At 59.2% G+C, this 24,817-nt stretch carries 25 protein-coding genes; 14 read left to right on the top strand and 11 right to left on the bottom strand.

Going from position 1 to position 24,817, the window contains the following annotated elements; translation table 11 throughout:
* Positions 1–191 precede the first annotated feature (191 nt).
* From ACIOVB_RS06355 to ACIOVB_RS06385, 7 genes are all read left to right on the top strand, one after another.
* Positions 192–1,325, top strand: coding sequence for an ABC transporter substrate-binding protein (locus ACIOVB_RS06355; protein WP_007915892.1), 1,134 nt, complete (start codon positions 192–194; stop codon positions 1,323–1,325).
* A gap of 242 nt (positions 1,326–1,567) precedes the next feature.
* The gene (locus tag ACIOVB_RS06360; RefSeq protein WP_401265894.1) at positions 1,568–2,482 is read left to right on the top strand and encodes a branched-chain amino acid ABC transporter permease LivH; all 915 of its coding nucleotides are present in this window, start codon (positions 1,568–1,570) and stop codon (positions 2,480–2,482) included.
* A gap of 3 nt (positions 2,483–2,485) precedes the next feature.
* The gene (gene livM, locus ACIOVB_RS06365; protein WP_401265896.1) at positions 2,486–3,787 is read left to right on the top strand and encodes a high-affinity branched-chain amino acid ABC transporter permease LivM; all 1,302 of its coding nucleotides are present in this window, start codon (positions 2,486–2,488) and stop codon (positions 3,785–3,787) included.
* A complete protein-coding gene (locus ACIOVB_RS06370; protein WP_401265899.1) occupies positions 3,784–4,656 on the top strand; it encodes an ABC transporter ATP-binding protein in 873 nt (290 codons plus the stop codon). Before livM ends, ACIOVB_RS06370 begins: the two co-directional genes overlap by 4 nt.
* A complete protein-coding gene (locus ACIOVB_RS06375) occupies positions 4,653–5,369 on the top strand; it encodes an ABC transporter ATP-binding protein (RefSeq protein WP_187681243.1) in 717 nt (238 codons plus the stop codon). Before ACIOVB_RS06370 ends, ACIOVB_RS06375 begins: the two co-directional genes overlap by 4 nt.
* 839 nt (positions 5,370–6,208) lie before the next feature.
* The gene (locus tag ACIOVB_RS06380) at positions 6,209–6,973 is read left to right on the top strand and encodes an SDR family oxidoreductase (RefSeq protein ID WP_100846416.1); all 765 of its coding nucleotides are present in this window, start codon (positions 6,209–6,211) and stop codon (positions 6,971–6,973) included.
* Between the two features lie 175 nt (positions 6,974–7,148).
* Positions 7,149–8,054, top strand: a complete 906-nt coding sequence (locus ACIOVB_RS06385; RefSeq protein ID WP_401265902.1) for a cation diffusion facilitator family transporter — start codon at positions 7,149–7,151, stop codon at positions 8,052–8,054.
* Between the two features lie 148 nt (positions 8,055–8,202).
* Here ACIOVB_RS06385 and ACIOVB_RS06390 read toward each other — a convergent pair whose 3' ends face one another.
* The 7 genes from ACIOVB_RS06390 to ACIOVB_RS06420 all read right to left on the bottom strand — a co-directional run bounded on the left by ACIOVB_RS06390 (position 8,203) and on the right by ACIOVB_RS06420 (position 13,384).
* Complete coding sequence (locus tag ACIOVB_RS06390; protein ID WP_401265904.1) at positions 8,203–9,336, bottom strand: AGE family epimerase/isomerase; 1,134 nt, start codon at positions 9,334–9,336, stop codon at positions 8,203–8,205.
* 168 nt (positions 9,337–9,504) lie between these two features.
* Entirely contained in the window at positions 9,505–10,077 is a 573-nt protein-coding gene (locus ACIOVB_RS06395) for a HupE/UreJ family protein (protein WP_401265907.1), read from the bottom strand.
* Positions 10,078–10,104: 27 nt separating this feature from the next.
* Positions 10,105–10,719 (bottom strand): urease accessory protein UreG, encoded by a 615-nt coding sequence (ureG, locus tag ACIOVB_RS06400; RefSeq protein ID WP_187678571.1) that lies wholly within the window; start codon positions 10,717–10,719, stop codon positions 10,105–10,107.
* 23 nt (positions 10,720–10,742) lie between these two features.
* A complete protein-coding gene (locus tag ACIOVB_RS06405) occupies positions 10,743–11,417 on the bottom strand; it encodes an urease accessory protein UreF (protein ID WP_187678570.1) in 675 nt (224 codons plus the stop codon).
* The gene (ureE, locus tag ACIOVB_RS06410) at positions 11,414–11,914 is read right to left on the bottom strand and encodes an urease accessory protein UreE (protein ID WP_401265910.1); all 501 of its coding nucleotides are present in this window, start codon (positions 11,912–11,914) and stop codon (positions 11,414–11,416) included. Before ureE ends, ACIOVB_RS06405 begins: the two co-directional genes overlap by 4 nt.
* A gap of 242 nt (positions 11,915–12,156) precedes the next feature.
* Positions 12,157–12,789 (bottom strand): TetR family transcriptional regulator, encoded by a 633-nt coding sequence (locus ACIOVB_RS06415; RefSeq protein WP_123530830.1) that lies wholly within the window; start codon positions 12,787–12,789, stop codon positions 12,157–12,159.
* Positions 12,790–12,961: 172 nt separating this feature from the next.
* Positions 12,962–13,384: a hypothetical protein gene (locus ACIOVB_RS06420; protein ID WP_401265913.1), complete on the bottom strand. Its 423-nt coding sequence runs from the start codon at positions 13,382–13,384 to the stop codon at positions 12,962–12,964.
* Positions 13,385–13,768: 384 nt separating this feature from the next.
* On the opposite strand from ACIOVB_RS06420, the gene ACIOVB_RS06425 reads away from it, so the two are divergent.
* A complete protein-coding gene (locus ACIOVB_RS06425) occupies positions 13,769–15,844 on the top strand; it encodes an AsmA family protein (protein ID WP_401265915.1) in 2,076 nt (691 codons plus the stop codon).
* 88 nt (positions 15,845–15,932) lie between these two features.
* Here ACIOVB_RS06425 and ACIOVB_RS06430 read toward each other — a convergent pair whose 3' ends face one another.
* Both ACIOVB_RS06430 and ACIOVB_RS06435 read right to left on the bottom strand, forming a co-directional pair.
* On the bottom strand, positions 15,933–16,463 hold the full coding sequence (locus ACIOVB_RS06430) for a bacterioferritin (RefSeq protein WP_401265918.1): 531 nt from the start codon (positions 16,461–16,463) through the stop codon (positions 15,933–15,935).
* A gap of 91 nt (positions 16,464–16,554) precedes the next feature.
* Positions 16,555–17,472, bottom strand: coding sequence for a LysR substrate-binding domain-containing protein (locus ACIOVB_RS06435; protein WP_401265921.1), 918 nt, complete (start codon positions 17,470–17,472; stop codon positions 16,555–16,557).
* A 121-nt stretch (positions 17,473–17,593) separates the two neighbouring features.
* Between ACIOVB_RS06435 and ACIOVB_RS06440 the strand changes: the two genes are divergently transcribed.
* The 3 genes from ACIOVB_RS06440 (at position 17,594) to ACIOVB_RS06450 (ending at position 19,520) form a co-directional block, all read left to right on the top strand.
* The gene (locus tag ACIOVB_RS06440) at positions 17,594–18,232 is read left to right on the top strand and encodes an FMN-dependent NADH-azoreductase (protein ID WP_401265923.1); all 639 of its coding nucleotides are present in this window, start codon (positions 17,594–17,596) and stop codon (positions 18,230–18,232) included.
* Entirely contained in the window at positions 18,233–18,538 is a 306-nt protein-coding gene (locus tag ACIOVB_RS06445) for a DMT family transporter (RefSeq protein WP_401265926.1), read from the top strand.
* A 91-nt stretch (positions 18,539–18,629) separates the two neighbouring features.
* Positions 18,630–19,520 (top strand): triacylglycerol lipase, encoded by an 891-nt coding sequence (locus ACIOVB_RS06450; RefSeq protein WP_187678561.1) that lies wholly within the window; start codon positions 18,630–18,632, stop codon positions 19,518–19,520.
* 120 nt (positions 19,521–19,640) lie between these two features.
* On the opposite strand, the gene ACIOVB_RS06455 is transcribed toward ACIOVB_RS06450, so the two are convergent.
* Positions 19,641–20,528 (bottom strand): DMT family transporter, encoded by an 888-nt coding sequence (locus ACIOVB_RS06455; protein ID WP_187678560.1) that lies wholly within the window; start codon positions 20,526–20,528, stop codon positions 19,641–19,643.
* Positions 20,529–20,624: 96 nt separating this feature from the next.
* Between ACIOVB_RS06455 and ACIOVB_RS06460 the strand changes: the two genes are divergently transcribed.
* The 3 genes from ACIOVB_RS06460 (at position 20,625) to ACIOVB_RS06470 (ending at position 22,971) form a co-directional block, all read left to right on the top strand.
* The gene (locus ACIOVB_RS06460) at positions 20,625–21,419 is read left to right on the top strand and encodes a helix-turn-helix transcriptional regulator (RefSeq protein ID WP_187678559.1); all 795 of its coding nucleotides are present in this window, start codon (positions 20,625–20,627) and stop codon (positions 21,417–21,419) included.
* Positions 21,420–21,482: 63 nt separating this feature from the next.
* Positions 21,483–21,788, top strand: a complete 306-nt coding sequence (locus ACIOVB_RS06465) for a PsiF family protein (protein ID WP_401265929.1) — start codon at positions 21,483–21,485, stop codon at positions 21,786–21,788.
* A gap of 169 nt (positions 21,789–21,957) precedes the next feature.
* A complete protein-coding gene (locus tag ACIOVB_RS06470; protein WP_401265930.1) occupies positions 21,958–22,971 on the top strand; it encodes an AI-2E family transporter in 1,014 nt (337 codons plus the stop codon).
* A 135-nt stretch (positions 22,972–23,106) separates the two neighbouring features.
* Here the strand turns inward: ACIOVB_RS06470 and ACIOVB_RS06475 are convergent, their stop codons facing one another.
* A complete protein-coding gene (locus ACIOVB_RS06475; protein ID WP_187678557.1) occupies positions 23,107–24,381 on the bottom strand; it encodes an Hsp70 family protein in 1,275 nt (424 codons plus the stop codon).
* Between the last annotated feature and the right edge of the window lie 436 nt (positions 24,382–24,817).

A 24,817-nucleotide genomic window follows, 5' to 3' on the forward strand; every position in this document is an offset into this window, starting at 1 on the left:
AAAATAAATGGTTTCACCTTCCGCGGTTTAGACGGTTGCACGCCCAATGAAAATGGGAACGAAACAGTCGAAATAACAAGAAAGCAGCGACTTTTTGAAGAATAAAAAACCGATGGCACGGCCCTTGCTCTGAGCATTCAGTGAAGTGAAGTCGCAGTGCCAACTAAAAAAAAACCTTGGAGCACCACCTCATGTCCCAGACGTTTTACAAGAAAGGCTTTCTGGCCCTCGCAGTGGCTACTGCGTTGGGTGTTTCTGCGTTTGCTCAAGCTGATGTGAAAATCGGTGTAGCGGGTCCAATGACGGGCGCCAACGCGGCATTTGGCGAGCAGTACATGAAGGGTGCACAGGCGGCGGCCGATGCGGTCAACGCGGCTGGCGGCGTCAACGGGGAAAAAATCGTACTGGTCAAGGGCGATGACGCCTGCGAACCGAAGCAGGCCGTGACGGTCGCCAAGGACCTCACCAACCAGAAAGTCGCCGGCGTGGTCGGTCACTTCTGCTCCTCTTCGACCATTCCAGCGTCGGAGATCTACGACGAAGCCGGCATCATCGCCATCACCCCGGGCTCCACCAACCCGCAAGTGACCGAGCGCGGGCTGAGCGCCATGTTCCGCATGTGCGGCCGTGACGACCAGCAAGGCATCGTCGCCGGCGACTACATCGTTGACGTGCTCAAGGGTAAAAAGGTTGTCGTACTGCACGACAAGGACACCTACGGCCAGGGTCTGGCTGATGCCACCAAGGCCCAACTGGTCAAGCGCGGCGTGACTCCGGTGCTGTACGAAGGCCTGACCCGTGGCGAAAAAGACTTCAGCACCATCGTTACCAAAATCCGTGGTGCCGGCGCCGATGTCGTGTACTTCGGCGGTCTGCACCCGGAAGCCGGTCCGCTGGTTCGCCAACTGCGTGAGCAAGGCCTGAAGGACGTCAAGTTCATGTCCGACGACGGCATTGTGACCGACGAACTGGTGACCACCGCTGGTGGCCCGCAATTCGTCGATGGCGTGCTGATGACCTTCGGCGCCGACCCACGCCTGCTGCCAGACAGCAAGACCGTGGTAGACGCCTTCCGCAAGGCCGGCACCGAACCTGAAGGCTACACCCTGTACGCCTACGCCTCGGTACAGACCCTGGCCGCCGCCTTCAATGGCGCCAAGTCCAACAAGGGCGAAGAAGCGGCTGCCTGGCTGAAGAAAAACCCGGTCAAGACCGTTATGGGCGAGAAGACCTGGGACTCCAAGGGCGACCTGAAAGTCTCCGACTACGTGGTTTACCAGTGGGACAAGGATGGCAAATATCACCAGCTGGAAAAACAGAAGTAAGGGCTGACGCGATCGCCTGAGCCCCACCAATCCAATGTGGGAGCGAGCCTGCTCGCGAAGACGGAATGACTGCCAACACATGTGTTGAATGATCGACCGCATTCGCGAGCAGGCTCGCTCCCACAGGAACGGTGTGGGACGGGCGGATCGCGCTCTGACATTACTCCGACGTAAATCTGTATTTTCCTTAGAAGAACCGCACACCTCAGGGTGTGCAGGTTCTCACTGCGTGAGATTGCGTTATGGATGGTATTTTCCTGCAGCAACTGGTCAACGGCCTGACCCTCGGGTCGGTCTATGGCCTGATCGCCCTCGGCGACCCAATGGTCAACGGCATCATCGGCATGATCAACTTCGCCCACGGCGAGGTTTACATGATTTCCGCTTACCTGGCGGCAATCAGTCTGGCTCTGCTGGCGTACTTCGGTATCGAATCCTTCCCGCTGCTGATGCTTGGCACGCTGATCTTCACCATCGTCGTCACGGCGGTGTATGGCTGGGTCATCGAGCGTGTTGCCTACAAACCCCTGCGTAACTCCACCCGACTCGCACCGCTGATCAGCGCCATCGGTATCTCGCTGATCCTGCAAAACTATGCACAGATTGCCCAAGGCGCGAAGCAACAAGGGGTTCCGACGTTGCTCACCGGTGCCTGGCGTGTCGAGATCGGCACTGGCTTCGTGCAACTGACCTACACCAAGGTGTTCATTCTGATCGCGGCGTTTGTGGGCATGGGCCTGCTGACCTACGTGATCAAGTACACCATGCTCGGCCGCATGTGCCGCGCCACTCAGCAAGACCGCAAGATGGCTTCGATACTGGGGATCAACACCGACCGGGTGATTTCCTACGTGTTCATCATCGGTGCGGCCATGGCGGCGCTGGCCGGTGTGCTGATCACCATGAACTACGGCACGTTCGACTTCTATGCCGGGTTCATTATCGGCATCAAGGCGTTCACCGCAGCGGTGCTTGGCGGGATCGGTTCATTGCCCGGCGCGATGCTCGGCGGGATCATTCTCGGGATCTCCGAGTCGCTGTTCTCCGGTCTGGTCAACTCCGACTACAAAGACGTGTTCAGCTTCTCGCTGCTCGTACTTGTTCTGGTCTTCCGGCCGCAGGGCCTGTTGGGCCGTCCTCTTGTGTCGAAGGTGTAAGCGATGTCTTCAACCACCCCAAAACCCATCGATATCAAAAAAAGTCTGGTTGAGGCGATTCTTGCCGGCCTTATTGCCTTGATCGTGTTCGGCCCGATTGTCGGCGTCGTGCTCGAAGGCTACAGCTTCAATCTTGAGCCGACCCGCGTGGCGTGGATTATCGGCATTGTCATGATCGGTCGCTTTGCCCTCAGCCTGTTTCTGCAAACGCCCAAGGGCCTGAAAATTCTCGACGGATTCGAGAGCACCGGTTCCGGTGTGCATGTGCTGCCGAGCGATCACAAATCCAGTCTGCGCTGGATCATCCCGCTGTTGATTGTGATTGCTGTGGCGGTGCCGTTTGTCTCCAATTCCTACCTGCTGGGCGTGGTCATCCTCGGCTTGATCTACGTGCTGCTGGGCCTGGGGCTGAACATCGTGGTCGGTCTGGCCGGTCTGCTTGACCTAGGCTACGTGGCGTTCTACGCCATCGGTGCTTACGGTCTGGCGCTCGGTTATCAGTACCTCGGCCTGGGCTTCTGGACGGTGCTGCCGTTGGCGGCGATCACCGCTGGTCTTGCCGGCTGCATCCTCGGTTTTCCGGTACTGAGGCTGCACGGTGACTACCTGGCGATCGTGACCCTGGGCTTTGGTGAAATCATTCGCCTGGTTCTCAACAACTGGCTGTCCCTGACCGGCGGCCCGAACGGCATGCCGGCGCCGCTGCCGACGTTCTTCGGTCTGGAGTTCGGCAAACGAGCGAAGGATGGCGGGGTGCCGTTTCACGAGTTCTTCGGCATCGCCTACAACCCGGACGTGAAGTACTACTTCATCTACGCAGTGTTGTTCCTCGTGGTATTGGCCGTGCTGTACATCAAGCATCGTCTGGTGAAGATGCCCGTGGGCCGTGCCTGGGAAGCGTTGCGTGAAGACGAGATCGCTTGCCGTTCGATGGGCCTGAACCACGTACTGGTCAAACTCTCGGCATTCACCATCGGTGCCTCGACTGCGGGCCTGGCCGGGGTGTTCTTCGCCACTTATCAAGGCTTCGTCAACCCGACCTCGTTCACCTTCTTCGAATCGGCGCTGATCCTCGCCATCGTCGTGCTCGGCGGCATGGGCTCGACCATCGGTGTGGTAATCGCAGCCTTCGTGCTGACCGTCGCCCCGGAACTGCTGCGTGGCTTCGCTGAATATCGCGTGCTGCTGTTCGGCATCCTGATGGTGTTGATGATGATCTGGCGACCACGCGGGCTGATTCGCATCAGCCGTACCGGGGTCAAACCACGCAAAGGTGCCATTCACTATGAGAGGACTGCGCCATGAGTGAAGTCGTACTCTCTGTTGAAAAACTGATGATGCATTTCGGCGGCATCAAGGCGTTGAGCGATGTCAGCCTGAAGGTCAAACGCAACTCGATCTTCGCCCTGATCGGCCCCAACGGTGCCGGCAAGACCACGGTGTTCAACTGCCTGACCGGCTTCTACAAGGCCTCCGGCGGCAAGATCGAACTCAACGTGCGCGGCCAGCAGACCAACGTTATCCAGTTGCTGGGCGAGTCGTTCAAACCGACCGATTTCGTTTCGCCGAAAAGCTTCCTCAGTCGCCTGTACTACAAGATGTTCGGCGGGACTCACTTGGTGAACCGTGCGGGTCTGGCCCGGACTTTCCAGAACATTCGTCTGTTCAAGGAAATGTCCGTGCTGGAAAACCTGCTGGTGGCCCAGCACATGTGGGTCAACCGCAACATGCTCGCCGGCATCCTCAACACCAAGGGCTACCGCAAGGCTGAAAGCGACGCGCTGGATTGCGCGTTCTACTGGCTGGAAGTGGTCGATCTGGTGGACTGCGCCAACCGTCTGGCCGGTGAACTCTCCTACGGCCAGCAACGCCGTCTGGAGATTGCCCGGGCCATGTGCACGCGGCCGCAGATCATCTGCCTCGACGAACCGGCCGCCGGCCTTAACCCTCCGGAAACCGAAGCGCTGAGCGCGATGATCCGGCTGCTGCGCGATGAGCATGATCTGACCGTGGTGCTGATCGAACACGACATGGGCATGGTAATGAGCATTTCCGACCACATCGTGGTGCTGGACCACGGCATCGTTATCGCCGAAGGGGGCCCTGAAGCCATCCGTAACGATCCGAAAGTGATCGCCGCCTACCTGGGCGCTGACGAAGAGGAGCTGGTATGAGCCAACCGATCCTCGAACTCAAAAACCTGGACGTGTTCTACGGCCCGATTCAGGCCCTCAAGGGTGTTTCGCTGGAGATCAACGAAGGCGAAACCGTCAGCCTGATCGGCTCCAACGGTGCCGGCAAGTCGACGTTGCTGATGTCGATCTTCGGCCAGCCACGGGCGGCGAGTGGGCAGATCCTTTATCAAGGCGTCGACATTACCCACAAGTCATCGCACTACATCGCGTCCAACGGCATCGCCCAGTCGCCGGAAGGCCGGCGGGTGTTCCCCGACATGACCGTCGAGGAAAACCTGCTGATGGGCACCATTCCGATTGGCGACAAGTACGCCAAAGAGGATATGCAGCGGATGTTCGCGCTGTTCCCGCGGCTGGAGGAGCGGCGTAACCAGCGGGCGATGACCATGTCCGGCGGCGAGCAGCAAATGCTCGCCATCGCCCGGGCGTTGATGAGCCGGCCGAAGCTGTTGCTGCTCGATGAGCCGAGCCTGGGTTTGGCGCCGATCGTGGTGAAGCAGATTTTCGCCACCCTGCGTGAACTGGCGAAAACCGGCATGACGATTTTTCTCGTCGAGCAGAACGCCAACCATGCGCTGAAGCTGTCGGATCGTGCGTATGTGATGGTCAACGGCGAGATTCGTTTGACCGGCACCGGGAAAGAGTTGTTGGTGAATGAAGAGGTGCGTAACGCCTATCTGGGCGGGCACTGAGTTATCCCCGGATACACACAGCCCCGGCGACGCGAGTCCCGGGGCTTTTTTATATCTCCAAAACACCGAAAAACCCTGTAGGAGCTGCCGAAGGCTGCGATCTTTTGACTTTGGAAAACAAGATCAAAAGATCGCAGCCTTCGGCAGCTCCTACCGTGAATCCATCTTCCATATCAAGTCGATTGTGAAATTGTGGAAAACAAATTCCCCAACCTGCCAAAGCGCGACATATAGACGCTGCAAATGGCTGTTTTTCCACAGTTTTGACTTGTCCCCGTTTGCTGTGGAGCTGGCTGTGAATAACGTGGGAGTAGCTGGCTGAAGGCCTTGCAGGCCGTGGCTTGCAGGCTTGTGGTTGTTTTTTGATCAGACGTTTTGGCGATAGCGTAAGGCGCCTTTGTCAACCTTTTTGTGGTCGCCCCGGAACAGACATTTCCCTATGCGCAGTCCTGTGGATAAGTCTGTGATTAAACTCTGGAAAGACCGCGCTAAGGGCCGTAATTACTGGCCCCGCGCAATCACCCCGGTAACTGCTCGGTCGTGCAAAATGCCATGTCCCGCACATCTGCCAGTTCAGGGTCAAGCAAAAAACTTTCTATTTCCCTCGCAAAGCCTTGTGTGGCGCGGCTTTGCGCGTTTCCACTTGCCCCCGGAAACTGTGGAAGGGGTTGTGGATAACGTGCGTGCACATGGCTACAAGCCACGTTGGTTAAGGCGTTGCTCGTGTTGGTTGTTTTTTGTACAGCTTAGAGGAGTTGCCCGTAAATGCGGGGCCGGGCATGCTGCGTGCTGATTTTCTATTCAAGGGCTGCTCCGGCAGCCGAAGCGAGGAGAACACGATGTCCAACACCCTGTTTATCACCGGCGCGACGTCCGGTTTTGGTGAAGCCTGTGCCCGTCGTTTTGCCGAGGCTGGCTGGAAACTGGTGCTGACCGGCCGTCGTGAAGAACGTCTCAATGCCCTGTGCGCCGAACTGTCGAAGCAGACCGAAGTGCATGGCCTGGTGCTCGATGTGCGTGATCGCAAGGCGATGGAGGAGGCGATTGCCAACCTGCCGCCGTCGTTCGCCAAGTTGCGCGGCCTGATCAACAACGCCGGGCTGGCACTGGGTGTGGACCCTGCGCCGAAATGCGATCTGGATGACTGGGACACCATGGTCGACACCAACGTCAAAGGCCTGATGTACGCGACCCGTTTGCTGTTGCCGCGCCTGATCGCCCATGGCCGTGGCGCCGGCATCATCAACCTCGGCTCCATTGCCGGTAACTACCCGTACCCGGGCAGCCACGTGTACGGCGCGACCAAGGCATTCGTTAAACAGTTCTCGCTGAACCTGCGCTGCGACTTGCAGGGCACTGGTGTGCGGGTCAGCAACATTGAGCCGGGTCTGTGCGAGAGCGAGTTCTCGCTGGTACGTTTCGCTGGCGACCAGGAACGCTACAACGCCACCTACGCCGGTGCCGAGCCGATCCAGCCGCAGGACATCGCCGAGACGATTTTCTGGGTGATGAATACGCCAGCGCACATCAACATCAACAGCCTTGAGTTGATGCCGGTGAGCCAGACCTGGGCGGGTTTTGCTATCGAGCGTAACAAGGCTTAAGACCCCAGTGAGCCCATTCACGAGCAAGCTCGCTTCCACATAAGATCGCGTTCGAATGTGGGAGCCAGCCTGCTGGCGAAGAGGCCAAATCGGCCAAAACATGGCGATAAGGTAAACTCCTCTCGTAACAACCCCACCGCACCCTGCGGTTTTCAAGGTTTTTCGAGGAGTTAAAGTGAGTAACCGAGGTGAGCAGTCGCTGCTCAAACAATCGACCATCCTGATGTTCGCCGTGGCGATCGCCGGGATCGTCACCGGTTTTGTATCTGGTTCCCAATCCATCCTGTTCGATGGTTTTTTCTCGCTGATTGCAACGTTCATCAAAGTCCTGATGCTGATCACCGCCAAGCTGATCGCCAAACAAAGCAATCACCGCTTCCAGTTCGGTTTCTGGCATCTGGAGCCAATGGTGCTGCTGATCGAAGGCAGTTTCCTGCTGTTGATCGCCATCTACGCGTTTCTCAACGGCGTGTTCGGCATCATCAACGGCGGTCGCGAGATCGAGTTGGGTCTGGTGATCATCTATGCGGCAGTGTTTACCGTTGTTGAATTCGCCTACTTCTTCTATGTGCGTCGGCGCAATCGCAAGCTCAAATCCAGCCTGATCCAGTTCGACAACATCAGTTGGCTGGTGGACGCGATGCTGTCGGTCGGTCTGTTGATCAGTTTCCTCTTGGCGCTGCTGCTCAAGTCCCAGGGCTATGGCGAGTGGGCGAAGTTTGTCGATCCGCTGATCCTGATCGTGCTGGCGCTGACCATGCTGACTCCGGCGTTCAAGATTCTTCGCCCGGCGTTGCGCGATGTGCTCGGGATTGCGCCGGATACCCTTGATGAACAGGTTCGGCAGGTGATGGAAGTGGCCAAGGCCGAGCATGGTTTCGACGATTACGTGTCCTACGTGCAGAAACACGGGCGGGCGCGGTTTATCGAGATTCATGTGGTGTTGCCGGCGGATTATGCGCTGAGCAGTGTCGGTCAGCTGGATGCATTGCGCGAGGGGATTTCGGCGAAGCTGGGCACGCCGGATGCGGCGCGCTGGTTGACCATCAGCTTTACCGGTGACAAGAAGTGGATTGCCTGAGGTAACCCGGCTCTCTACTGAGAACACAGTTTGTGGCGAGGGGATTTATCCCCGATGGGGCGCGAAGCGGCCCTGCAAAGAGCGGGGCCGCTGCGCAGCCCATCGGGGATAAATCCCCTCGCCACGATAAATCTCAATTGCCATGAGATCAGCGAAGATATTCAGCCAGGCCGCTGTAGCAAGTCGCCAAGTGATACGGCGTCGTCGACGGCATGTCCTTGCGGCTGATCTCACCCTGCTCATCGCGGCACTCATACCAGCCACCGGTATGCAGAAAACGCTGTTGCAGCGCCTGCAACTGATGCAGCACCACGGCTTCGCTGTCCGGGCGCAACGTTAGTGCGCGCAGGTATTCAGCTTGAGCCCAGATCCGTTGGGTCGAATCTCTCGGGCGTCCGTCCATCTCCAGATCAAGCATCGCCCGCACCGCGCCGGACGGCTGTACCACGCCGAACTGCTCGGTAAACGCGAAGGCCTTGTCCAGCGCCGTATGCAGTTTCGACCCGCGCAATAGTGGTGACGATTCCAGCAGGAAATACCACTCGAACTGATGCCCCGGCTCGTACCAGTTATCCACAGTCCCCAACGGTTTCTCCATCAACACGCCATGTTGCGGGTCGACGAAGCACTTGTGCATCGCTGTGCATAACTCGGTGAGGGCCTGTTGCGTTGCCGCGTCTTCGCGTACGGCAAGGGTGGCGAGGAAGGCTTCGGCCAGATGCATCAACGGATTTTGCAACGGGCCGGTTTCCAGCGTGTTCCAGTCTCGATTCAGGCAGGCCTCGTACAGGCCATCACCGGTGGCAAAGCGTCGGCCGATGACTTCCAGCGCGGCGTTCAGCGTCGATTCCACCAGCGGCTCGCGGGACTTTTCCCAGTAATGCGCGCAGGCAAACAGGATGAAAGCGTGGGTGTAGAGATCCTTGCGCTGATCCAGCGGTTTGCCCTGCGCATCGATGCTGTAGAACCAGCCGCCATGCTCGGCATCATGGAAATGCCGTTGCAGGGAGCGGAACAGCGCCGCCGCGCGGACTTCTGCGTTATCCACAACGTCGATCAGGCTGGAAAACAGATAGAGCTGCCGCGCGCAGGCCATCGCCCGATAGCGTTGTGGTGGCAATGATTGATGCGTGGCGTCCAGCGCCTCGTAAGGCAGCGCCATGTCGGCGTTCCAGCCCGGGCCTTGCCATAGCGGCACGATCACGTTCAAAAAGTGCTGTTGCACCTCACTGAACAGGGCGGTCAATTCAGGCAGGGATTTGGAGCGAGAAGCGTGGGGCATGGGCGGACGTCGTCACGGCTGGGGCGATTGCGCGACATGGTAGCAGAGAGACCGGTTAGAGAGAGGTTGTGTCTGTCAGTCCGCCTTCGCGAGCAGGCTCCCACAGGAGAATGCATTCCAATGTGGGCGCGAGCCTGCGCGCGAAGGGGCCGTATCAGGCGACAGAAATCAACCGGCCAGCAGCCATGCGCCAGTCACCGCCGAAGCCGCACCCGCCAGTCGCACCAGCGGCGCAGCAGCCTGAGGCAGGAAACGTACCACCGCATAACCTGCAGCATGCAGCGCAGCGGTCGCCGCCACAAATCCTGCGGCATACGCCCAAGGGCTGGACATGTCCGGCAACTCCAGGCCATGCGCGACACCATGGAACAACGCAAACAACGCTGTTGCCGCCACCGCCATCACCAGTGGCGGACGCACCGCCAACGCAACGGCCAGGCCGAGCGCCAGCACCGACGCGGCAATCCCGCTTTCCAGCGCTGGCAATTCCAGCCCTTCAAAACCCAGCATGCCGCCCATCAACATGGTGCCGACGAAGGTGCACGGCAGCGCCCAGCGCGCCGCACCTTGCTGCTGCGCTGCCCACAAACCGACGGCAATCATCGCCAGCAAATGATCAAGGCCACCGATCGGGTGGCTGATCCCGGCGATCAAACCGCTGTCGCCATGCCCGGGGTGAGCGAAGGCCAGTGCCGGGGTCAGCAACAGTGCGATTGCACCAAGAATGCGTTTGAGTGTCATGGATAAGCTTCCTTGTTGATAATTGAATCAGGCTGCGGTCAGCAGGCCCTGTCGTTCGATGAAGGCGATGATGTCTTCCAGGCCCTGGCCGGTTTTCTGGTTGCTGAACACGAACGGCTTGCCGTTGCGCATGCGTTTTGTGTCGCTGTCCATCATCTCCAGCGAGGCACCGACCAGCGGCGCCAGGTCGATCTTGTTGATCACCAGCAGGTCAGACTTGCAAATACCCGGCCCGCCCTTGCGCGGCAGCTTGTCGCCGGCAGAAACGTCGATCACGTAGATGGTCAGGTCGGACAATTCCGGGCTGAAGGTCGCCGACAGGTTGTCACCGCCGGACTCCACCAGAATCAGATCCAGCCCCGGAAAGCGCCGGTTCAATTGATCCACCGCTTCGAGGTTGATCGAGGCGTCTTCGCGGATTGCCGTGTGCGGACAGCCACCGGTTTCCACGCCGATGATGCGTTCCGGTGCCAGCGCTTCGTTGCGCACCAGAAAGTCCGCGTCCTCACGGGTGTAGATGTCGTTGGTCACCACGGCGAGGTTGTAGCGCTCGCGCAGCGCCAGACACAGGGCCAGGGTCAACGCGGTTTTGCCGGAACCGACCGGGCCGCCGATGCCGACGCGCAGAGGTTGTGTGTTCATATGCTTCTCCAAAATAACAGGCCCTAGGAACGGAACAGGCGGCTGTACTGGCGCTCATGGGCCATGCACGCCAGGGACAGACCGAACGCGGCACTGCCGATGTGTTCGGGGTTGATTCGGGTGGCGTCCTGCTGGGCTTGTTGCAGCAGCGGCAGCAGTTCGCTGGTCAGGCGCTGGGCGGCTTGCTGGCCCAGTGGCAGGGTTTTCATCAGGACGGCGAGCTGGTTTTCCAGCCAGCTCCACAGCCACGCGGCGAGGGCGTCCTGCGGAGTGATGCCCCAGGCGCGGGCCGCCAGTGCCCAACCAAGTGCCAGGTGCGGTTCGGCGCATTGATCGAGAAAGTGGCGTGCTGGTGCGTCGAGTTCAGGCAAGCCGTTGAGCAGTTGCTGCAACGAATAGCCCATCTGCCGACTCTCCAGATGCAGCTCGCGGGTTTCGCGGCTGGCACGGTGGGTTTCGCAGATGCGCAGCAAGTCGTCCCAGTTTTCCTCGGCAGCGGCTTGGCAATGGGCAAGCAGCAGCGGCGCTTCGAAGCGGGCGAGGTTGAGCAGCAATTGATCGCTGATCCAGCGGCGGGCGCTGTCCGGGTTGTTCACGCGACCGTTATCCACGGCCATTTCCAGACCTTGGGAATAGCTGTAGCCGCCAATCGGCAATTGCGGACTGGCCAGGCGCAGCAGCGCCCAGGCCGGATTCACAGGCGTACGCCGAATTGATGGAGTTTGGGCGCGTAGTTGAAGTCTTCGTCGCCGTGACGTGAATGGTGATGGCCGCCGCCGTAGGCACCGTGTTCCGGCTGGAACGGTGCTTCAATGGCTTCGACCTGCGCGCCAAGCTGTTCAAGCATGGCTTTGAGCACGTAATCGTCGAGCAACCGTAGCCAGCCATCGCCGACTTGCAGGGCGACGTGGCGATTGCCCAAGTGATACGCGGCGCGGGTCAGTTCGAAGGCGTTGGCGCAAGTGACGTGCAGCAGTTGCTCGGAGCGGGCGAAGACACGGACGATTCGGCCGTCCTCAGCCTTTAAACATTCGCCGTCATACAACGGCGGCTGACCGCGCTCCAAAAACAACCCGACGTCTTCATTCTCGGCACTGAAACAGCGCAAACGGCTTTTGCTCCGTGCTTCGAAGGTCAGGTGCAACTCGGCGGCCCAGACGGGTTGAGGGTCGATTCTGCGATGAATCACCAGCATCGGAAAGCTTCCAGCAGTGGACAATACTCAGGCTAGAGCAAGGGGCTTGCCAATCGGACGAGATGTAGGAAATCCCTGTCGGATCGTAGTAGATGTTTCGGAATGTTGCGGGGATTTGAGAGGTTTTGGTGCGTTAAGAATTTTTCATGCACCAATTTGCGGCGCACAAAAAAGATCGCAGCCTTCGGCAGCTCCTACCTTGATCTCTGTAGGCGCTGCCGAAGGCTACGATCTTTTGATCTTTATTCGGTACTACCGAGCCCTTGCCAATGCTTGAGCCCGATAAAGATGAAGCGCAATTGCTGGGTGATCTTTGCTTGCGGGGTCAAATGCTCAGGCAAGGCTTCGGCCGGCGGGTCGATGATGTCCGGAAGGGTGGCAAACACCGATTTGACGATCAGATCCGCCACCACGCTCAACCCGGCCGCGTCCAGATGCTGAAGCTTGGGCATCATTGTCAGGTCGGCTGCAAGGTCGGAACTGATGTTCTCACGCAAACGGCCAATCGCCTGGCGCACCGGCAGCGAGCCGCCATATTGCTCGCGAGCGAGAAATAAAAACTGCGAACGGTTGGCGCTGACCACATCGAGAAAGATCCGCACCGACGCATCAATGATGCCGCCCATGACGAATTCGTTGTGGCGTACCAGGCGGATGGTTTCGCGGAAGGTCTGGCCGACTTCGCTGACCAGCACCAGACCGAGTTCGTCCATGTCGGCAAAATGCCGATAGAAACCGGTGGGCACGATGCCGGCGGTTTTCGTCACTTCGCGCAGGCTGAGGCTGCCGAATCCTCGGCCGCTTTCCATCAAGTGGCGGGCAGCATCCATCAGGGCGTTGCGGGTCTGTTGTTTCTGTTCGGCGCGGGGCAGCATCGCAAGGTGTTTTCTTCGGCAGGACAAGCGCAGCACTCTAGCAAATCGGCTTTAACGGCGTCGAACGGCAGCGGGGGGATGCAGCGGGGAAATAGCGACTTATTAATAGCAGCGGCTGAAAAGTCAAAAGCCCAATCCGGGGATTGGGCTTTTTTTCAGGGCCGCCATGGGCTTAGCTCAAAGCGCTGTTGCGTTCGATGACACGGTCACCACCACCTTCGGCAACAGCTTGGCCTTGTGGGGTTTTGTCGTAGCCGTCTTCGACCAGACCTTTTTCTTCCAAGCGGTTACGACCGTTTTCGGCGACAGCCTGACCTTGTGGAGTTTTGTCGTAGCCGTCTTCGACCAGACCTTTTTCTTCCAGACGATTACGGCCGTTTTCTGCTAACGACTGACCTTGTGGGGTTTTGTCGTAGCCATCTTCAGCCAGGGTCTGACCTTGTGGGGTTTTGTCATACCCGTCTTCGGCGAGGGTTTGGCTGAACACCGAGTGGCTGTCTTTTACTTGCGGAGTAGCCTGGTCGGCAGCGGGCAGGGCAAAAGCAGTGCTGGCAAGCATCGACAGGGTAAGGCTGAGCAGTAATTGGCGTTTCATGATGGGTTGCTCCTTGGGAGGGCGATAAAGTGGGTACGAGGGCAATGCTACTCTCGATAAGTCGATATAAAAGTTCATAAACGCAATGGTAATAATCAACAGAATTGATTGTTCTGCGGGGAGGCTCTAGAACGGGCCTTTCAGAGGGATGCTTTTGCACCGTAGTGGGTATTTTCGACCCACTCGCGCTTCGCAAAAGTGCGGAGGCGGTAACGCTGTTCGACCGATTGGTCAGATTGCGCGCGGTTTTTTGCGTCTTAATCTGCCTTTTGATTAAACCTGCGGGCCTTTCGCCAGTCACAGATTTCATATGGGCCGCTTTGGCTCGCCGTTTCAGCTGTGCGCCGCGTTTTCGGCGCGCGGTCGTGATCAGGAGCTTTGTGCATGACGCGCACTGGAAAAATCTTCAGCTGGACCTTCGCCATCCTCTTATTGCTACTGGCCGTACTGGTGCTGATCATCGTGTTCTTCGACTGGAACCGGATCAAACCGCCGCTCAACGCCAAAGTCTCGGAAGAACTGCACCGACCCTTTGCCATCAACGGCAACCTCGCAGTGATCTGGCAGCGCGAGCCGGAGGAGGGCGGTTGGCGCGCCTGGGTGCCGTGGCCGCACGTGGTCGCCGAAGATTTGAGCCTGGGTAATCCGGATTGGTCTAAGAAACCGCAGATGGTCACGCTCAAGCGCGTTGAGCTGCGTATCTCGCCGCTGGCGTTGTTGACGCAACGGGTGGTAATCCCACGCATCGATCTGACCGAGCCCAACGCCGAGTTGCAGCGTCTGGCCGATGGCCGGGCCAACTGGACGTTCAAGTTTGATCCGAAAGATCCGAACGCCGAGCCTTCGAACTGGGTTGTCGACATTGGCGCCATCAAGTTCGACAAGGGCCACGTTACCCTCGATGACCAGACGCTCAAGACCAATCTCGATGTGCTGATCGATCCGCTGGGCAAACCGATTCCGTTCAGCGAAATCGTCGGTGACAAAGCAGCGAAAACTGCGCAGGACAAGGGCGGCGCACCGCAGGACTACGCCTTCGCATTGAAGGTTAAAGGTCAGTATCACGGCCAGAATCTGACCGGCCAGGGCAAAATCGGCGGCCTGTTGGCCTTGCAGGATGCGAGCAAACCGTTCCCGCTGCAGGCTCAAGCGAAAATCGGTGACACCCGCATTGAACTGTCCGGCACCCTCACCGATCCGCGCAACCTCGGCGCCCTCGACCTGCGACTGAAGCTGGCCGGTGCCAGCCTTGGCAATCTCTACCCGCTGACCGGCGTGACCCTGCCGGACACGCCACCGTACTCCACTGATGGCCACCTGATCGCCAAGCTGCATGACGAGGCTGGCGCGAAATTCACCTATGAAAAATTCAACGGCAAGATCGGCGGCAGCGACATCCATGGTGACCTGACCTATGTCGCCAGCCAGCCACGGCCAAAACTCAGCGGCGCGCTGTTGTCCAATCAACTGCTGTTCGCCGACCTCGCACCATTGATCGGTGCTGATTCGAACGACAAACAAAAGGCCCGTGGCGGCGAGAGCAAGCAACCGGCTGACAAAGTGCTGCCGGTAGAAGAGTTCAAGACTGACCGCTGGCGCGCAATGGACGCCGATGTCGAATTCACTGGCAAGCGCATCGTCCACAGTGAAAAGCTGCCATTCACCGACCTTTATACCCACCTGAAACTCAACGACGGCGAGCTCAGCCTGGAGCCGCTGCGCTTTGGCGTGGCTGGGGGCAATCTGGACGCGCAGATCCGCCTCAACGGTCGCACCGAACCGCTGGAAGGCCGGGCCAAACTGACGGCGCGCAGATTCAAGCTCAAGGAGCTGTTCCCGACTTTCGAACCGATGAAAACCAGTTTCGGCGAGCTTAATGGTGATGCTGATATTACTGGTCGCGGTAACTCGGTGGCCAAGCTGCTGGGCGGTGCGAATGGCAATCTGAAGATGCTGATCAACGACGGTGCGATCAGCCGTGAGCTGATGGAGCTGGCGGGGCTTAACGTCGGTAACTATGTGATCGGCAAGATCTTTGGCGACAAGGAAGTGAAGATCAATTGCGCGGCGGCGGACTTCGACATCAAGACGGGTTTGGCGACCACGCGGCTGTTTGTCTTCGATACCGAGAATGCGATCATCTACATCGACGGCACGGCGAACATGGCCACCGAGCAATTGGACCTGACGGTGACGCCGGAATCCAAAGGCTGGCGTTTGATCTCGCTGCGTTCGCCACTGTACGTGCGCGGCAAGTTCATCAAGCCGGACGCGGGCGTGAAAGCCGTGCCGTTGTTGCTGCGCGGGGCGGGGATGGTAGCGCTGGGTGTGATTGCCGCACCGGCGGCCGGGCTGCTGGCGCTGGTGGCACCGAGTGGTGGGGAACCCAATCAGTGTGCGCCGCTGCTGGAGCAGATGAAGGCGGGCAAGGCGCCGGTGACCGTCAAGCCAAGCAAGTAACAGCAGATCAAAAGATCGCAGCCTGCGGCAGCTCCTACAGAGATCAGTGTAGGAGCTGCCGCAGGCTGCGATCTTTTGCGTTTAAGGTTTAGAGGTCGTTGAGGATGTCGGCCATGTCATCGGCATGCTCTTCTTCCTGCGCCAGAATATCTTCGAAGATACGCCGGGTGGTCGGGTCTTTCTCGCCGATGTACTGAATGATCTCGCGGTAGCTGTCGATGGCGATCCGCTCGGCCACGAGGTCTTCGTAGACCATCTCTTTCAAAGTGTTCCCCGCGACATATTGTGCGTGGGACATTTTCGACAGCAAGTCGGGGTTGAACTCCGGTTCGCCGCCCAGTTGCACAATGCGCTCGGCCAGGCGGTCGGCGTGCTCGGCTTCCTGGGTGGCGTGTTCGAGAAACTCTTCAGCGGCCACGTGGGCTTTCAGGCCGTTGGCCATGAAGTAGTGGCGCTTGTAGCGCAACACGCAGACCAGTTCAGTGGCCAGCGATTCATTGAGCAAGCGCAGCACCTCTTCACGGTTGGCGCTGTAACCCTCGGTCACCGCGCCGTTTTCCACGTTTTGTCGTGCGCGCTCGCGCAGGGTTTGAACATCAGATAAATGCAGGTCGCTCATTTCAGTCTCCTGGAGGCTAATCCGATTGGCGTCACGCTCTACTGACGTGATCGCCTACCCAGGTTGTGAGTCTTGAGCGATGCAAAAAGTTTTACGGGATTTTCGGCAACCTCGGCACCAACCCTGAAAGCTGCGCTTCGTCGCGCAACCACGCAAAAAATGCGCGCACCGGCGGATGCCGCTCGCGCCCCGGCACACACAACGCACTGTAGCCGGCCCCATCGACCTGAACCTCGCCCTTGTACGGCACCAGCAAACCGCTGGCGACGCTCTCCGAGACCAGAATATTGCTCGCCAGTACCAGCCCTTGCCCGGCAATCGCGGCTTGCAGGGCGTAATGCTCTTCGTCGTACTCGCGGATCGCCGGATGTTGATTCAGCCAGTTCTCGCCGGACTTGGCGCACCAGGCTTCCCAGCCGTGGGCATACAGCTTGGAGTTGTGCCAGTGCACGCTGATCAAGGTCGGTGTGCGGCGTGCAGCCAGTGCCACTTGCTCCGGCGAGCCGTACACGCCGAACGATTCATCGAACAGGCAGAGGCCATACAGATTCGGGTAGTCATCGAGGCTGTAGCGCAGCACCAGATCGACACTGGCGTCCTGATGCAGATCGATCACTTCACAATGGGTGTCGAGACGCACGTTGATGTTGGGGTGTTTCGCATAAAACCGCCCCAGTCGCGGCACCAGCCACAGCGCAGCGAACGCGGCGGTGGTCGACAGCGTCAGGCTGCTGCCGCTGCGTTGCGGGCGCAGGGTGTCGACGCTTTGCGCCACTTCCAGCAAGGCGCCGTGCAGACTGCGGAACAACCGTTCACCGCCCTCGGTCAGGCGTACTTGTCGCGGCAGGCGTTCGAACAGCGCGACGCCCAGCCAGTCCTCCAGCGCTCGGATCTGATGGGAAATCGCTGTGGGTGTCACCGACAGTTCTTCAGCGGCAGCCTTGAAACTCAGCAAGCGCGAGGCGGATTCGAAGGCGCGCAGGGCGGTTAGCGGCAGCGAGGCGAACATGTGTTACTCCATGGATGAAATAAACTCATCCAGACTGATTTCTGTTCATTTGAAGAGATGCCGTGACGCGCCTCAAGCTGCAAGCCACAAGCAGGTTGATTCTAGTCCGGAGGATTTATAGATGAACAGGATTCTTGCACTTCATGCCAGCCCCCGTGGCGATCGCTCCCATTCGCGGCGCTTGGCGGAAGGTTTTCTCAGTGCCTGGCAAGTGCGCCATCCGCAGGCTCAGGTAACTCGGCGTGAAGTTGGTCGGGCGCTGATTCCGGCGGTCAACGAGGCCTTCGTCGCGGCGGCGTTTTACCCGGAACCCGAGGCGCGTCCATTGTCGATGCAGGCCGATCTGGCGCTAAGCGATCAACTGGTCGGCGAGTTGTTCGACCACGACCTGCTGCTGATTTCCACGCCGATGTATAACTTCAGCGTGCCCAGTGGCCTCAAGGCCTGGGTCGATCAGATCGTGCGGCTGGGCCTGACGTTTGACCACACGCTGGACAACGGCATTGCCCAGTACACGCCGCTGTTGCAGGGCAAGAAAGCCTTGATCGTCACCAGTCGGGGCGGTTTCGGCTTCGGTCCCGGCGGTGAGCTGGAGGCTTTGAACCACGCCGATCCATGGCTGCGCACGGCGCTGGGATTTATCGGCATCAACGACGTCACGGTAGTCGCGGCCGAGGGCGAGGAGTCTGCCGAACGCACCTTCGCGGTGTCGCTGGCCGAGGCCGAGCAGCGTTTGCTCGACCTCGCCCGGGCGTTCTAGGTGGCCTGGCTGTTCCTGCTGATCGCCGCGGGGTTTGAAGTGACCTTCGCCATGGGCATGAAGTACGCGGAAGGGTTCACCCGGCTCTGGCCGTCGATGATCACCGTGGTCGCTGCGGTCGGCGGGATCTACTTCCTGACATTGGCCATGCGTGAATTGCCGGTGAGTATCGCCTATCCGATCTGGACCGCCATCGGTTCGCTGGGCACAGTGTTTCTCGGCTTTGCCTTGCTCGGCGAGAGCCTGACGCTGGTCAAGCTGCTGTCGGTAGGCCTGATTGTGGCGGGGGTGGTGGGGCTGAAGTAGGCTGCTCATCGAGTTGTCATGTTCAGGGAGGATGCTTGGCGGGCGTTTTGCACGCCTTGCATCCATTCACCGACCACAAGGATGTTTGCCCATGTCGCACGCCTCGCGTACGCGTTATCCACTGGTGCTGGTGCCGGGAATGCTCGGGTTTATCCGGCTCGTTCTCTATCCATATTGGTACGGGATCATCAAAGCGTTGCGCCGTGGTGGTGCGACGGTGATTGCCGTGCAGGTGTCGCCGTTGAATTCGACCGAGGTGCGTGGCGAGCAATTGCTGACACGGATCGAGGAGATCCTGCGCGAAACCGGCGCGGCCAAGGTTAATCTGTTCGGTCATAGCCAAGGCTCGCTGACGGCGCGTTATGCCGCGGCGAAACGCCCGGATCTGGTGGCTTCGGTGACGTCGGTCGCCGGGCCTAATCACGGTTCCGAACTGGCCGACTATCTGCAAAAGCACTACCCGGCGGACAGCGCCAAGGGGCGCATTCTTGAAGCGCTGCTGCGCTTTGTCGGCTGGTTGATGGCGCTGTTGGAGACCGGCTATCACGGGCCAAAACTGCCGGTGGATATCCACGCCTCGCACCAATCGCTGACCTTTGAAGGTGTGGCGCTGTTCAATCAGCGTTATCCACAGGGCCTGCCCGAAACCTGGGGCGGGCATGGGCCGGAAGAGGTCAACGGCGTGAGGTATTACTCGTGGTCGGGGACGTTGCAGCCGGGCAAGACGGATCGTGGCGGCAATCTGTTTGACGGGACCAATCGCAGTTGCCGGTTGTTCGCCAAGACATTCGTGCGTGAACCTGGGCAGTGCGATGGCATGGTCGGGCGTTACAGTTCGCACTTGGGCACAGTGATTGGCGATGACTATCCGCTGGATCATTTCGACATCGTCAACCAGTCGCTGGGGCTGGTGGGCAAGGGCGCCGATCCGGTGCGGCTGTTTGTCGAGCATGCGGCGCGGCTTAAAGCAGCCGGGGTCTGACTGTGCTTTTGTGGCGAGGGGATTTATCCCCGATGGGCTGCGCAGCAGCCCCAATTATTGGATGAAGAGAGGGGCCGCTTCGCGACCCATCGGGGATAAATCCCCTCACCACAGGCCGGATCAGGCAACGCTCACTCTGCGGCTCAGCACCGTCGTCCAGCGCTCAGACAAAATCACCCCACCCAAGGTCAACAAGCCGCCGACCAGGTGATACATCGCCAGTTGTTCTTTCAACACCACCGCCGCAATCAGCGCCGTAATCAACGGCAGCAGATTGAAGAACAATGTCGTCCGGCTCGGCCCCAGGCGCTGCACCGCCTGCATCCACGCCAATGGCGCGAGCATCGAAGCCAGCAGACACGCGTACAGCACCAGCGGAATATTCTGCAGGGTCAGCCCGGTTTTCGGCGAAGTGGCATACAGCGGAAACAACACCACAATCGCCACCAGTACCTGCAAATACAACAACACCAACGGCGGCAGGCGCAGCTGCCATTTTTTCAGCAATGTGCTGTAAATCGCGTAGGCCAGCGTGGCAATCAGCATCATCGCGTCACCCAGGTTCACCCCGTGTTGCAACAGCGCGCCGAGGCTGCCGGACGACACCACCACCAGCACGCCGGCGAACGAGAACACCGCACCCACCAGCGCACCGGCTGTCAGGCGCTGGCCGAGGCTGATGATCGCCATGGCCAGCGACATCAATGGCATCAGCGACAGGATGATGCCCATGTTGGTGGCGGTGGTCAGGGTCGCGGCGAAGTAGGCGAGGCTCTGATAGACCGCCATGCCGAGTACGCCGAGGACGAAAATCTTGCCCAGGTTCGGGCGAATTTGCGGCCAGTGCGCGATCACTTGTTTGAGCATGAACGGCGTGAACAACAGACCCGCCAGCAGCCAGCGGTAGAAACCGATCTCGGCGGGGAAGATCGCACCGACCGCGAGTTTGTTGATCACGGTGTTGCCGGCCCAGATAAAAATCGCCAGCAGAGGAAAAGCGTATTGCATGCGTTGAAACCATTACGTTGATGAAGCGCGATTATCCCTTGTCTGGATGCAGGCCTATACTTCGAACCGGACAACCTGCCTCTGAAACCGGACAGCATGAACAGTAAACACATCGATCTGCTGGATTTCAGCGAACTGCCGTCGGCGGTGTACTTCCGCTACGCCGACTTCAACGCCCACGAATTCGCCGCGCCCCACCGTCATCCGTGGGGCACGCTGGAATACGCGGCCCATGGCGTGCTGCACATGGACGTCGACGGCAGTCGTTTCATGTCGCCGCCGCAATACGCAGTCTGGGTGCCGCCGCAGGTCGAGCACAGTTTCTACAGCCATCAACCGGTCAACTATCGTGCGGTGTGTCTCGATCCCAAGGTCTGTGCCGAATTGCCGGCGCGCGCCTGCACGTTGGCGATCAGCGACATCCTCAAGGCGATTCTCAAAGACTTCGCCGCCCGCGACGTGAAGATCCCCGAACTCGATGCCGACCAGCGTCTTGCCCAGGTGTTGGTCGATCAACTGCAACAGGCACCGGTGCATGAGTGTTATCTGCCCTATGCGAGCCATCCCGGGTTACTGGCGATCCTCGAAGCGTTGCAGGCTGAGCCTGGCAACAATCAACCGCTGGCGTACTGGGCGGCGCAGGTGCATGTCAGCGAGCGCACGCTGGCGCGGCAGTTTGTTCGCGAACTGGGGATGAGTTTTGGCGAGTGGCGACAGCGCCTGCGCTATCTCGCCGCGATCGAAGCGCTGGAAACTTCGCGCAGTGTGCAGGAGATCGCTTTCGACCTGGGTTACAGCAGCGGCTCGGCTTTTATCGCCATGTTTGCCCGTCAGGCCGGCTGCACGCCGGAGCAGTACCGCCGCAGCCACCTGGAAGGCAGGAAGGTGTAATAAGATTTGGCTACACTGCCGAAGAGGCCGCCTCCATCGAAGCGGCGACAAGGAGAAAACTCCATGAAGATGTTGCGTGTCCCTTTGTTGATGATTGGTTTGCTCCTGTGTTCCCAAGGTTTCGCCGCCACGGCGCAACAGAACAAAATGACCACCTGCAATGCCGATGCGACCGCCAAGAGTCTGAAAGGCGATGAGCGCAAAACCTTCATGAGCACCTGCCTCAAGGCAGCGCCGGCAGCCAACGACGCCAAGGTCCTGACCCCGCAGCAGGAAAAGATGAAAACGTGTAATGCCGATGCGAAAACCAAGGCGCTGGCCGGTGATGCGCGCAAGACGTTCATGAGTGAATGCCTGAAGAAAAAATAACATCAAAAGATCGCAGCCTGCGGCAGCTCCTACATGAGACCGAGCCCCTGTAGGAGCTGCCGCAGGCTGCGATCTTTTCGGCGCGACGACAACCCGGGGTCTGCGCTCGCTTCGGCGCGGGATCGCTGGCAGACTGCCAATCCTTTTACGCCGTTCGTTTTGAGGCTGTATGCCAACGTTTTCTGAGCGTCATGTTGTGTTCTGGGTCAGTTGCATCATTATTTTCGGCGGTTTGCTGCTGGTGCTCCCGCTGCGCTTGTTGCCCAGCCTGCTGGCGGGGTTGCTGGTGTTCGAGCTGGTCAACATGCTCACTCCGCAACTGCAACGGCTGATCGAAGGCCGGCGCGCGCGCTGGCTGGCGGTGGCGCTGCTGGGCACGCTGGTGGTCAGTGTGCTGGCGCTGATCTTCGCCGGCGCCATCAGTTTCCTCCTGCACGAAGCGGAAAATCCCGGGGCTTCCCTCGACAAATTCATGGGAGTGGTCGACCGCGCGCGCGGTCAGTTGCCGCCGTTCATCGACGCTTATCTGCCGGCCAGCGCGGCGGAATTTCGCGTAGCGATTGGCGAATGGGCGAGCAAGCACCTGGCTGACCTGCAACTGGTGGGCAAGGACGCGGCGCACATGTTCGTGACGCTGTTGATCGGCATGGTGCTCGGCGCAATCATTGCTCTGCAGCGCATACCGGATGTCACCAAACGCAAGCCGCTGGCCGCCGCTTTGTTCGATCGCCTGCACCTGCTGGTGCAGGCGTTTCGTAACATCGTTTTCGCGCAGATCAAGATTTCCCTGCTCAACACCTTCTTCACCGGGATCTTTCTGGCGGTGATCATGCCGATGTTCGGCATCCATCTGCCGCTGACCAAGACCCTGATCGTCCTGACCTTCCTGCTCGGCCTGTTGCCGGTGATCGGCAACCTGATATCGAACACGCTGATCACCATCGTCGGCCTGTCGCTGTCGATCTGGGTGGCGTTGGCGGCGTTGGGGTATCTGATTTTTATCCACAAGCTCGAATACTTTCTCAATGCGCGCATTGTTGGCGGGCAGATCAGTGCGAAGTCGTGGGAGTTGCTGCTGGCGATGCTGGTGTTCGAGGCCGCATTCGGCCTGCCGGGGGTAGTGGCAGGGCCGATTTACTATGCGTATCTGAAGAGTGAGTTGAAGCTGGGCGGGATGGTTTGATTCAGAATTTGTAGTGTTTGAGCTGGCCTCTTCGCGAGCAGGCTCGCTCCCACATGTTGAGCGCATTCCTTCAGTTGAAATGCGATCCACTGTGGGAGCGAGCCTGCTCGCGAAGGGCGCGCCGCCGATTCTGGGTCAGGCCATTGCGCCGTAACGCTTCATCGCCTCAATCGCCAGACCGCTGCCAATGCTGCCGAAGATATTCCCTTCGACATGCCGCGCATTCGGCAACATCGCCGAAACGCTGTTGCGCAGGGCCGGGATGCCGCTGGAACCGCCGGTGAAGAACACTGTATCGACCTGAGCCACTGACACATTCGCGTCGTTCAACAACTGCGTGACGCTGCCGCGCACGCGCTCCAGCAATGCATCAATCGCCGATTCAAACAGCGCCCGCGTCAGTTCCACGCTCAACCCGGGTTCGATCCGATCCAGCGGCACATGGCGGCTGTCGGCGTGGGTCAGCTGGATCTTGGTTTCTTCCACTTCCATCGCCAGCCAGTGGCCGGCGCGTTGTTCGATCAACTTGAACAGGCGATCGATGCCGCCGGTGTCTTCGATGTCGTAGCGCATGCTGCCCAGCGCCAGGCTGGATTTCTGCGAGTACACCGAGTTGATCGTGTGCCAGGTCGCCAGGTTCATGTGGTGGCTGGTTGGCATGTAGGCGCCGCTTTTCATGCGACTGCCGTAGCCGAACAGCGGCATCAGGCCTTGCAGGCTCAGTTGTTTGTCGAAGTCGGTCCCGCCGATGTGTACGCCGCCCGTGGCGAGGATGTCGTCGTGGCGGTTTTCCACACCGCGACGCTCGGGCGAAAGGCGCACCAGCGAGAAGTCGGATGTACCACCGCCGATGTCGACGATCAGTACCAGCTCTTCCTTTTCGATGGTCGACTCGTAGTCGAATGCTGCGGCAATCGGTTCGTATTGGAACGACACGTCCTTGAAACCGATCTTGCGTGCCACTTCCACCAAGGTGTCTTCGGCTTCCTGGTCGGCCAGCGGATCGTCATCGACGAAGAACACCGGACGCCCCAGCACCACTTGTTCGAATTCCCGACCGGCGGCAGTTTCGGCGCGGCTCTTGAGCTGGCCGATAAACAGGCCGAGCAAGTCCTTGAACGGCATTGCCGTGCCGAGAACGCTGGTGTCGTGCTTGATCAGCTTGGAGCCGAGCAGGCTCTTGAGCGAGCGCATCAGGCGGCCTTCGTAGCCTTCCAGGTATTCGTGCAGCGCCAGGCGACCGTAGACCGGGCGGCGCTCCTCGATGTTGAAAAAGACCACCGACGGCAGGGTGATCTTGTCGTCTTCCAGCGCGATCATCGTTTCCATGCCGGGGCGCAGCCAGCCGACGGTGGAGTTGGAGGTGCCGAAGTCGATGCCGCAGGCACGGGCTGGAGAGGCGTTATTCATGTCTTTCGGGTTCCGGTCAAAAAACGGCCGCGCAGTGTATGTCAGTGCGCGGCAGATTCGAAGGCCGGTCATCAGCTATTTCGCGACTAGACTGGGTTGAAACTCGCAGCTTCGCCCCAAACTTGCTGGCATGGGCCGGCAGACATACCGGCGGTCGCAAGAACCGTCGCCCACTGCCGATAAACTTCTGCTGCGCCACCCGGTCACAAGTTTGAGATCGGTCAACCCGGCATGCGCGAATCGGCGCATGCTGGCATCGGCGCGAAATCGATAACGGACGGTGATTCCTTCAATGGACTTCAAAGACTATTACAAGATACTCGGCGTGGAGCCGACAGCAGACGACAAGGCAATCAAGGCTGCCTATGTTATGATGTGGGTCTTTTAGGTAAAGTTTGTCTGGATGTTTTTTGATGTCGTTGGTATGTTTATGTTT

The sequence above is a fragment of the Pseudomonas sp. NPDC087639 genome (assembly GCF_044743385.1).
GTDB lineage: Bacteria > Pseudomonadota > Gammaproteobacteria > Pseudomonadales > Pseudomonadaceae > Aquipseudomonas.

What these genes read in the sequence shown, in the direction of transcription:
- ACIOVB_RS06470 (WP_401265930.1), top strand. Translation starts at nt 21,958, where the DNA reads ATGCCAACGTTTTCTGAGCGTCATGTTGTGTTCTGGGTCAGTTGCATC.
- ACIOVB_RS06415 (WP_123530830.1), bottom strand. Translation starts at nt 12,789, where the DNA reads ATGCTGCCCCGCGCCGAACAGAAACAACAGACCCGCAACGCCCTGATG.
- ACIOVB_RS06450 (WP_187678561.1), top strand. Translation starts at nt 18,630, where the DNA reads ATGTCGCACGCCTCGCGTACGCGTTATCCACTGGTGCTGGTGCCGGGA.
- ACIOVB_RS06455 (WP_187678560.1), bottom strand. Translation starts at nt 20,528, where the DNA reads ATGCAATACGCTTTTCCTCTGCTGGCGATTTTTATCTGGGCCGGCAAC.
- livM (WP_401265896.1), top strand. Translation starts at nt 2,486, where the DNA reads ATGTCTTCAACCACCCCAAAACCCATCGATATCAAAAAAAGTCTGGTT.
- ureE (WP_401265910.1), bottom strand. Translation starts at nt 11,914, where the DNA reads ATGCTGGTGATTCATCGCAGAATCGACCCTCAACCCGTCTGGGCCGCC.
- ACIOVB_RS06465 (WP_401265929.1), top strand. Translation starts at nt 21,483, where the DNA reads ATGAAGATGTTGCGTGTCCCTTTGTTGATGATTGGTTTGCTCCTGTGT.
- ACIOVB_RS06395 (WP_401265907.1), bottom strand. Translation starts at nt 10,077, where the DNA reads ATGACACTCAAACGCATTCTTGGTGCAATCGCACTGTTGCTGACCCCG.
- ACIOVB_RS06420 (WP_401265913.1), bottom strand. Translation starts at nt 13,384, where the DNA reads ATGAAACGCCAATTACTGCTCAGCCTTACCCTGTCGATGCTTGCCAGC.
- ACIOVB_RS06380 (WP_100846416.1), top strand. Translation starts at nt 6,209, where the DNA reads ATGTCCAACACCCTGTTTATCACCGGCGCGACGTCCGGTTTTGGTGAA.
- ACIOVB_RS06355 (WP_007915892.1), top strand. Translation starts at nt 192, where the DNA reads ATGTCCCAGACGTTTTACAAGAAAGGCTTTCTGGCCCTCGCAGTGGCT.
- ACIOVB_RS06370 (WP_401265899.1), top strand. Translation starts at nt 3,784, where the DNA reads ATGAGTGAAGTCGTACTCTCTGTTGAAAAACTGATGATGCATTTCGGC.
- ACIOVB_RS06475 (WP_187678557.1), bottom strand. Translation starts at nt 24,381, where the DNA reads ATGAATAACGCCTCTCCAGCCCGTGCCTGCGGCATCGACTTCGGCACC.
- ureG (WP_187678571.1), bottom strand. Translation starts at nt 10,719, where the DNA reads ATGAACACACAACCTCTGCGCGTCGGCATCGGCGGCCCGGTCGGTTCC.
- ACIOVB_RS06440 (WP_401265923.1), top strand. Translation starts at nt 17,594, where the DNA reads ATGAACAGGATTCTTGCACTTCATGCCAGCCCCCGTGGCGATCGCTCC.
- ACIOVB_RS06430 (WP_401265918.1), bottom strand. Translation starts at nt 16,463, where the DNA reads ATGAGCGACCTGCATTTATCTGATGTTCAAACCCTGCGCGAGCGCGCA.
- ACIOVB_RS06375 (WP_187681243.1), top strand. Translation starts at nt 4,653, where the DNA reads ATGAGCCAACCGATCCTCGAACTCAAAAACCTGGACGTGTTCTACGGC.
- ACIOVB_RS06360 (WP_401265894.1), top strand. Translation starts at nt 1,568, where the DNA reads ATGGATGGTATTTTCCTGCAGCAACTGGTCAACGGCCTGACCCTCGGG.
- ACIOVB_RS06460 (WP_187678559.1), top strand. Translation starts at nt 20,625, where the DNA reads ATGAACAGTAAACACATCGATCTGCTGGATTTCAGCGAACTGCCGTCG.
- ACIOVB_RS06435 (WP_401265921.1), bottom strand. Translation starts at nt 17,472, where the DNA reads ATGTTCGCCTCGCTGCCGCTAACCGCCCTGCGCGCCTTCGAATCCGCC.
- ACIOVB_RS06425 (WP_401265915.1), top strand. Translation starts at nt 13,769, where the DNA reads ATGACGCGCACTGGAAAAATCTTCAGCTGGACCTTCGCCATCCTCTTA.
- ACIOVB_RS06390 (WP_401265904.1), bottom strand. Translation starts at nt 9,336, where the DNA reads ATGCCCCACGCTTCTCGCTCCAAATCCCTGCCTGAATTGACCGCCCTG.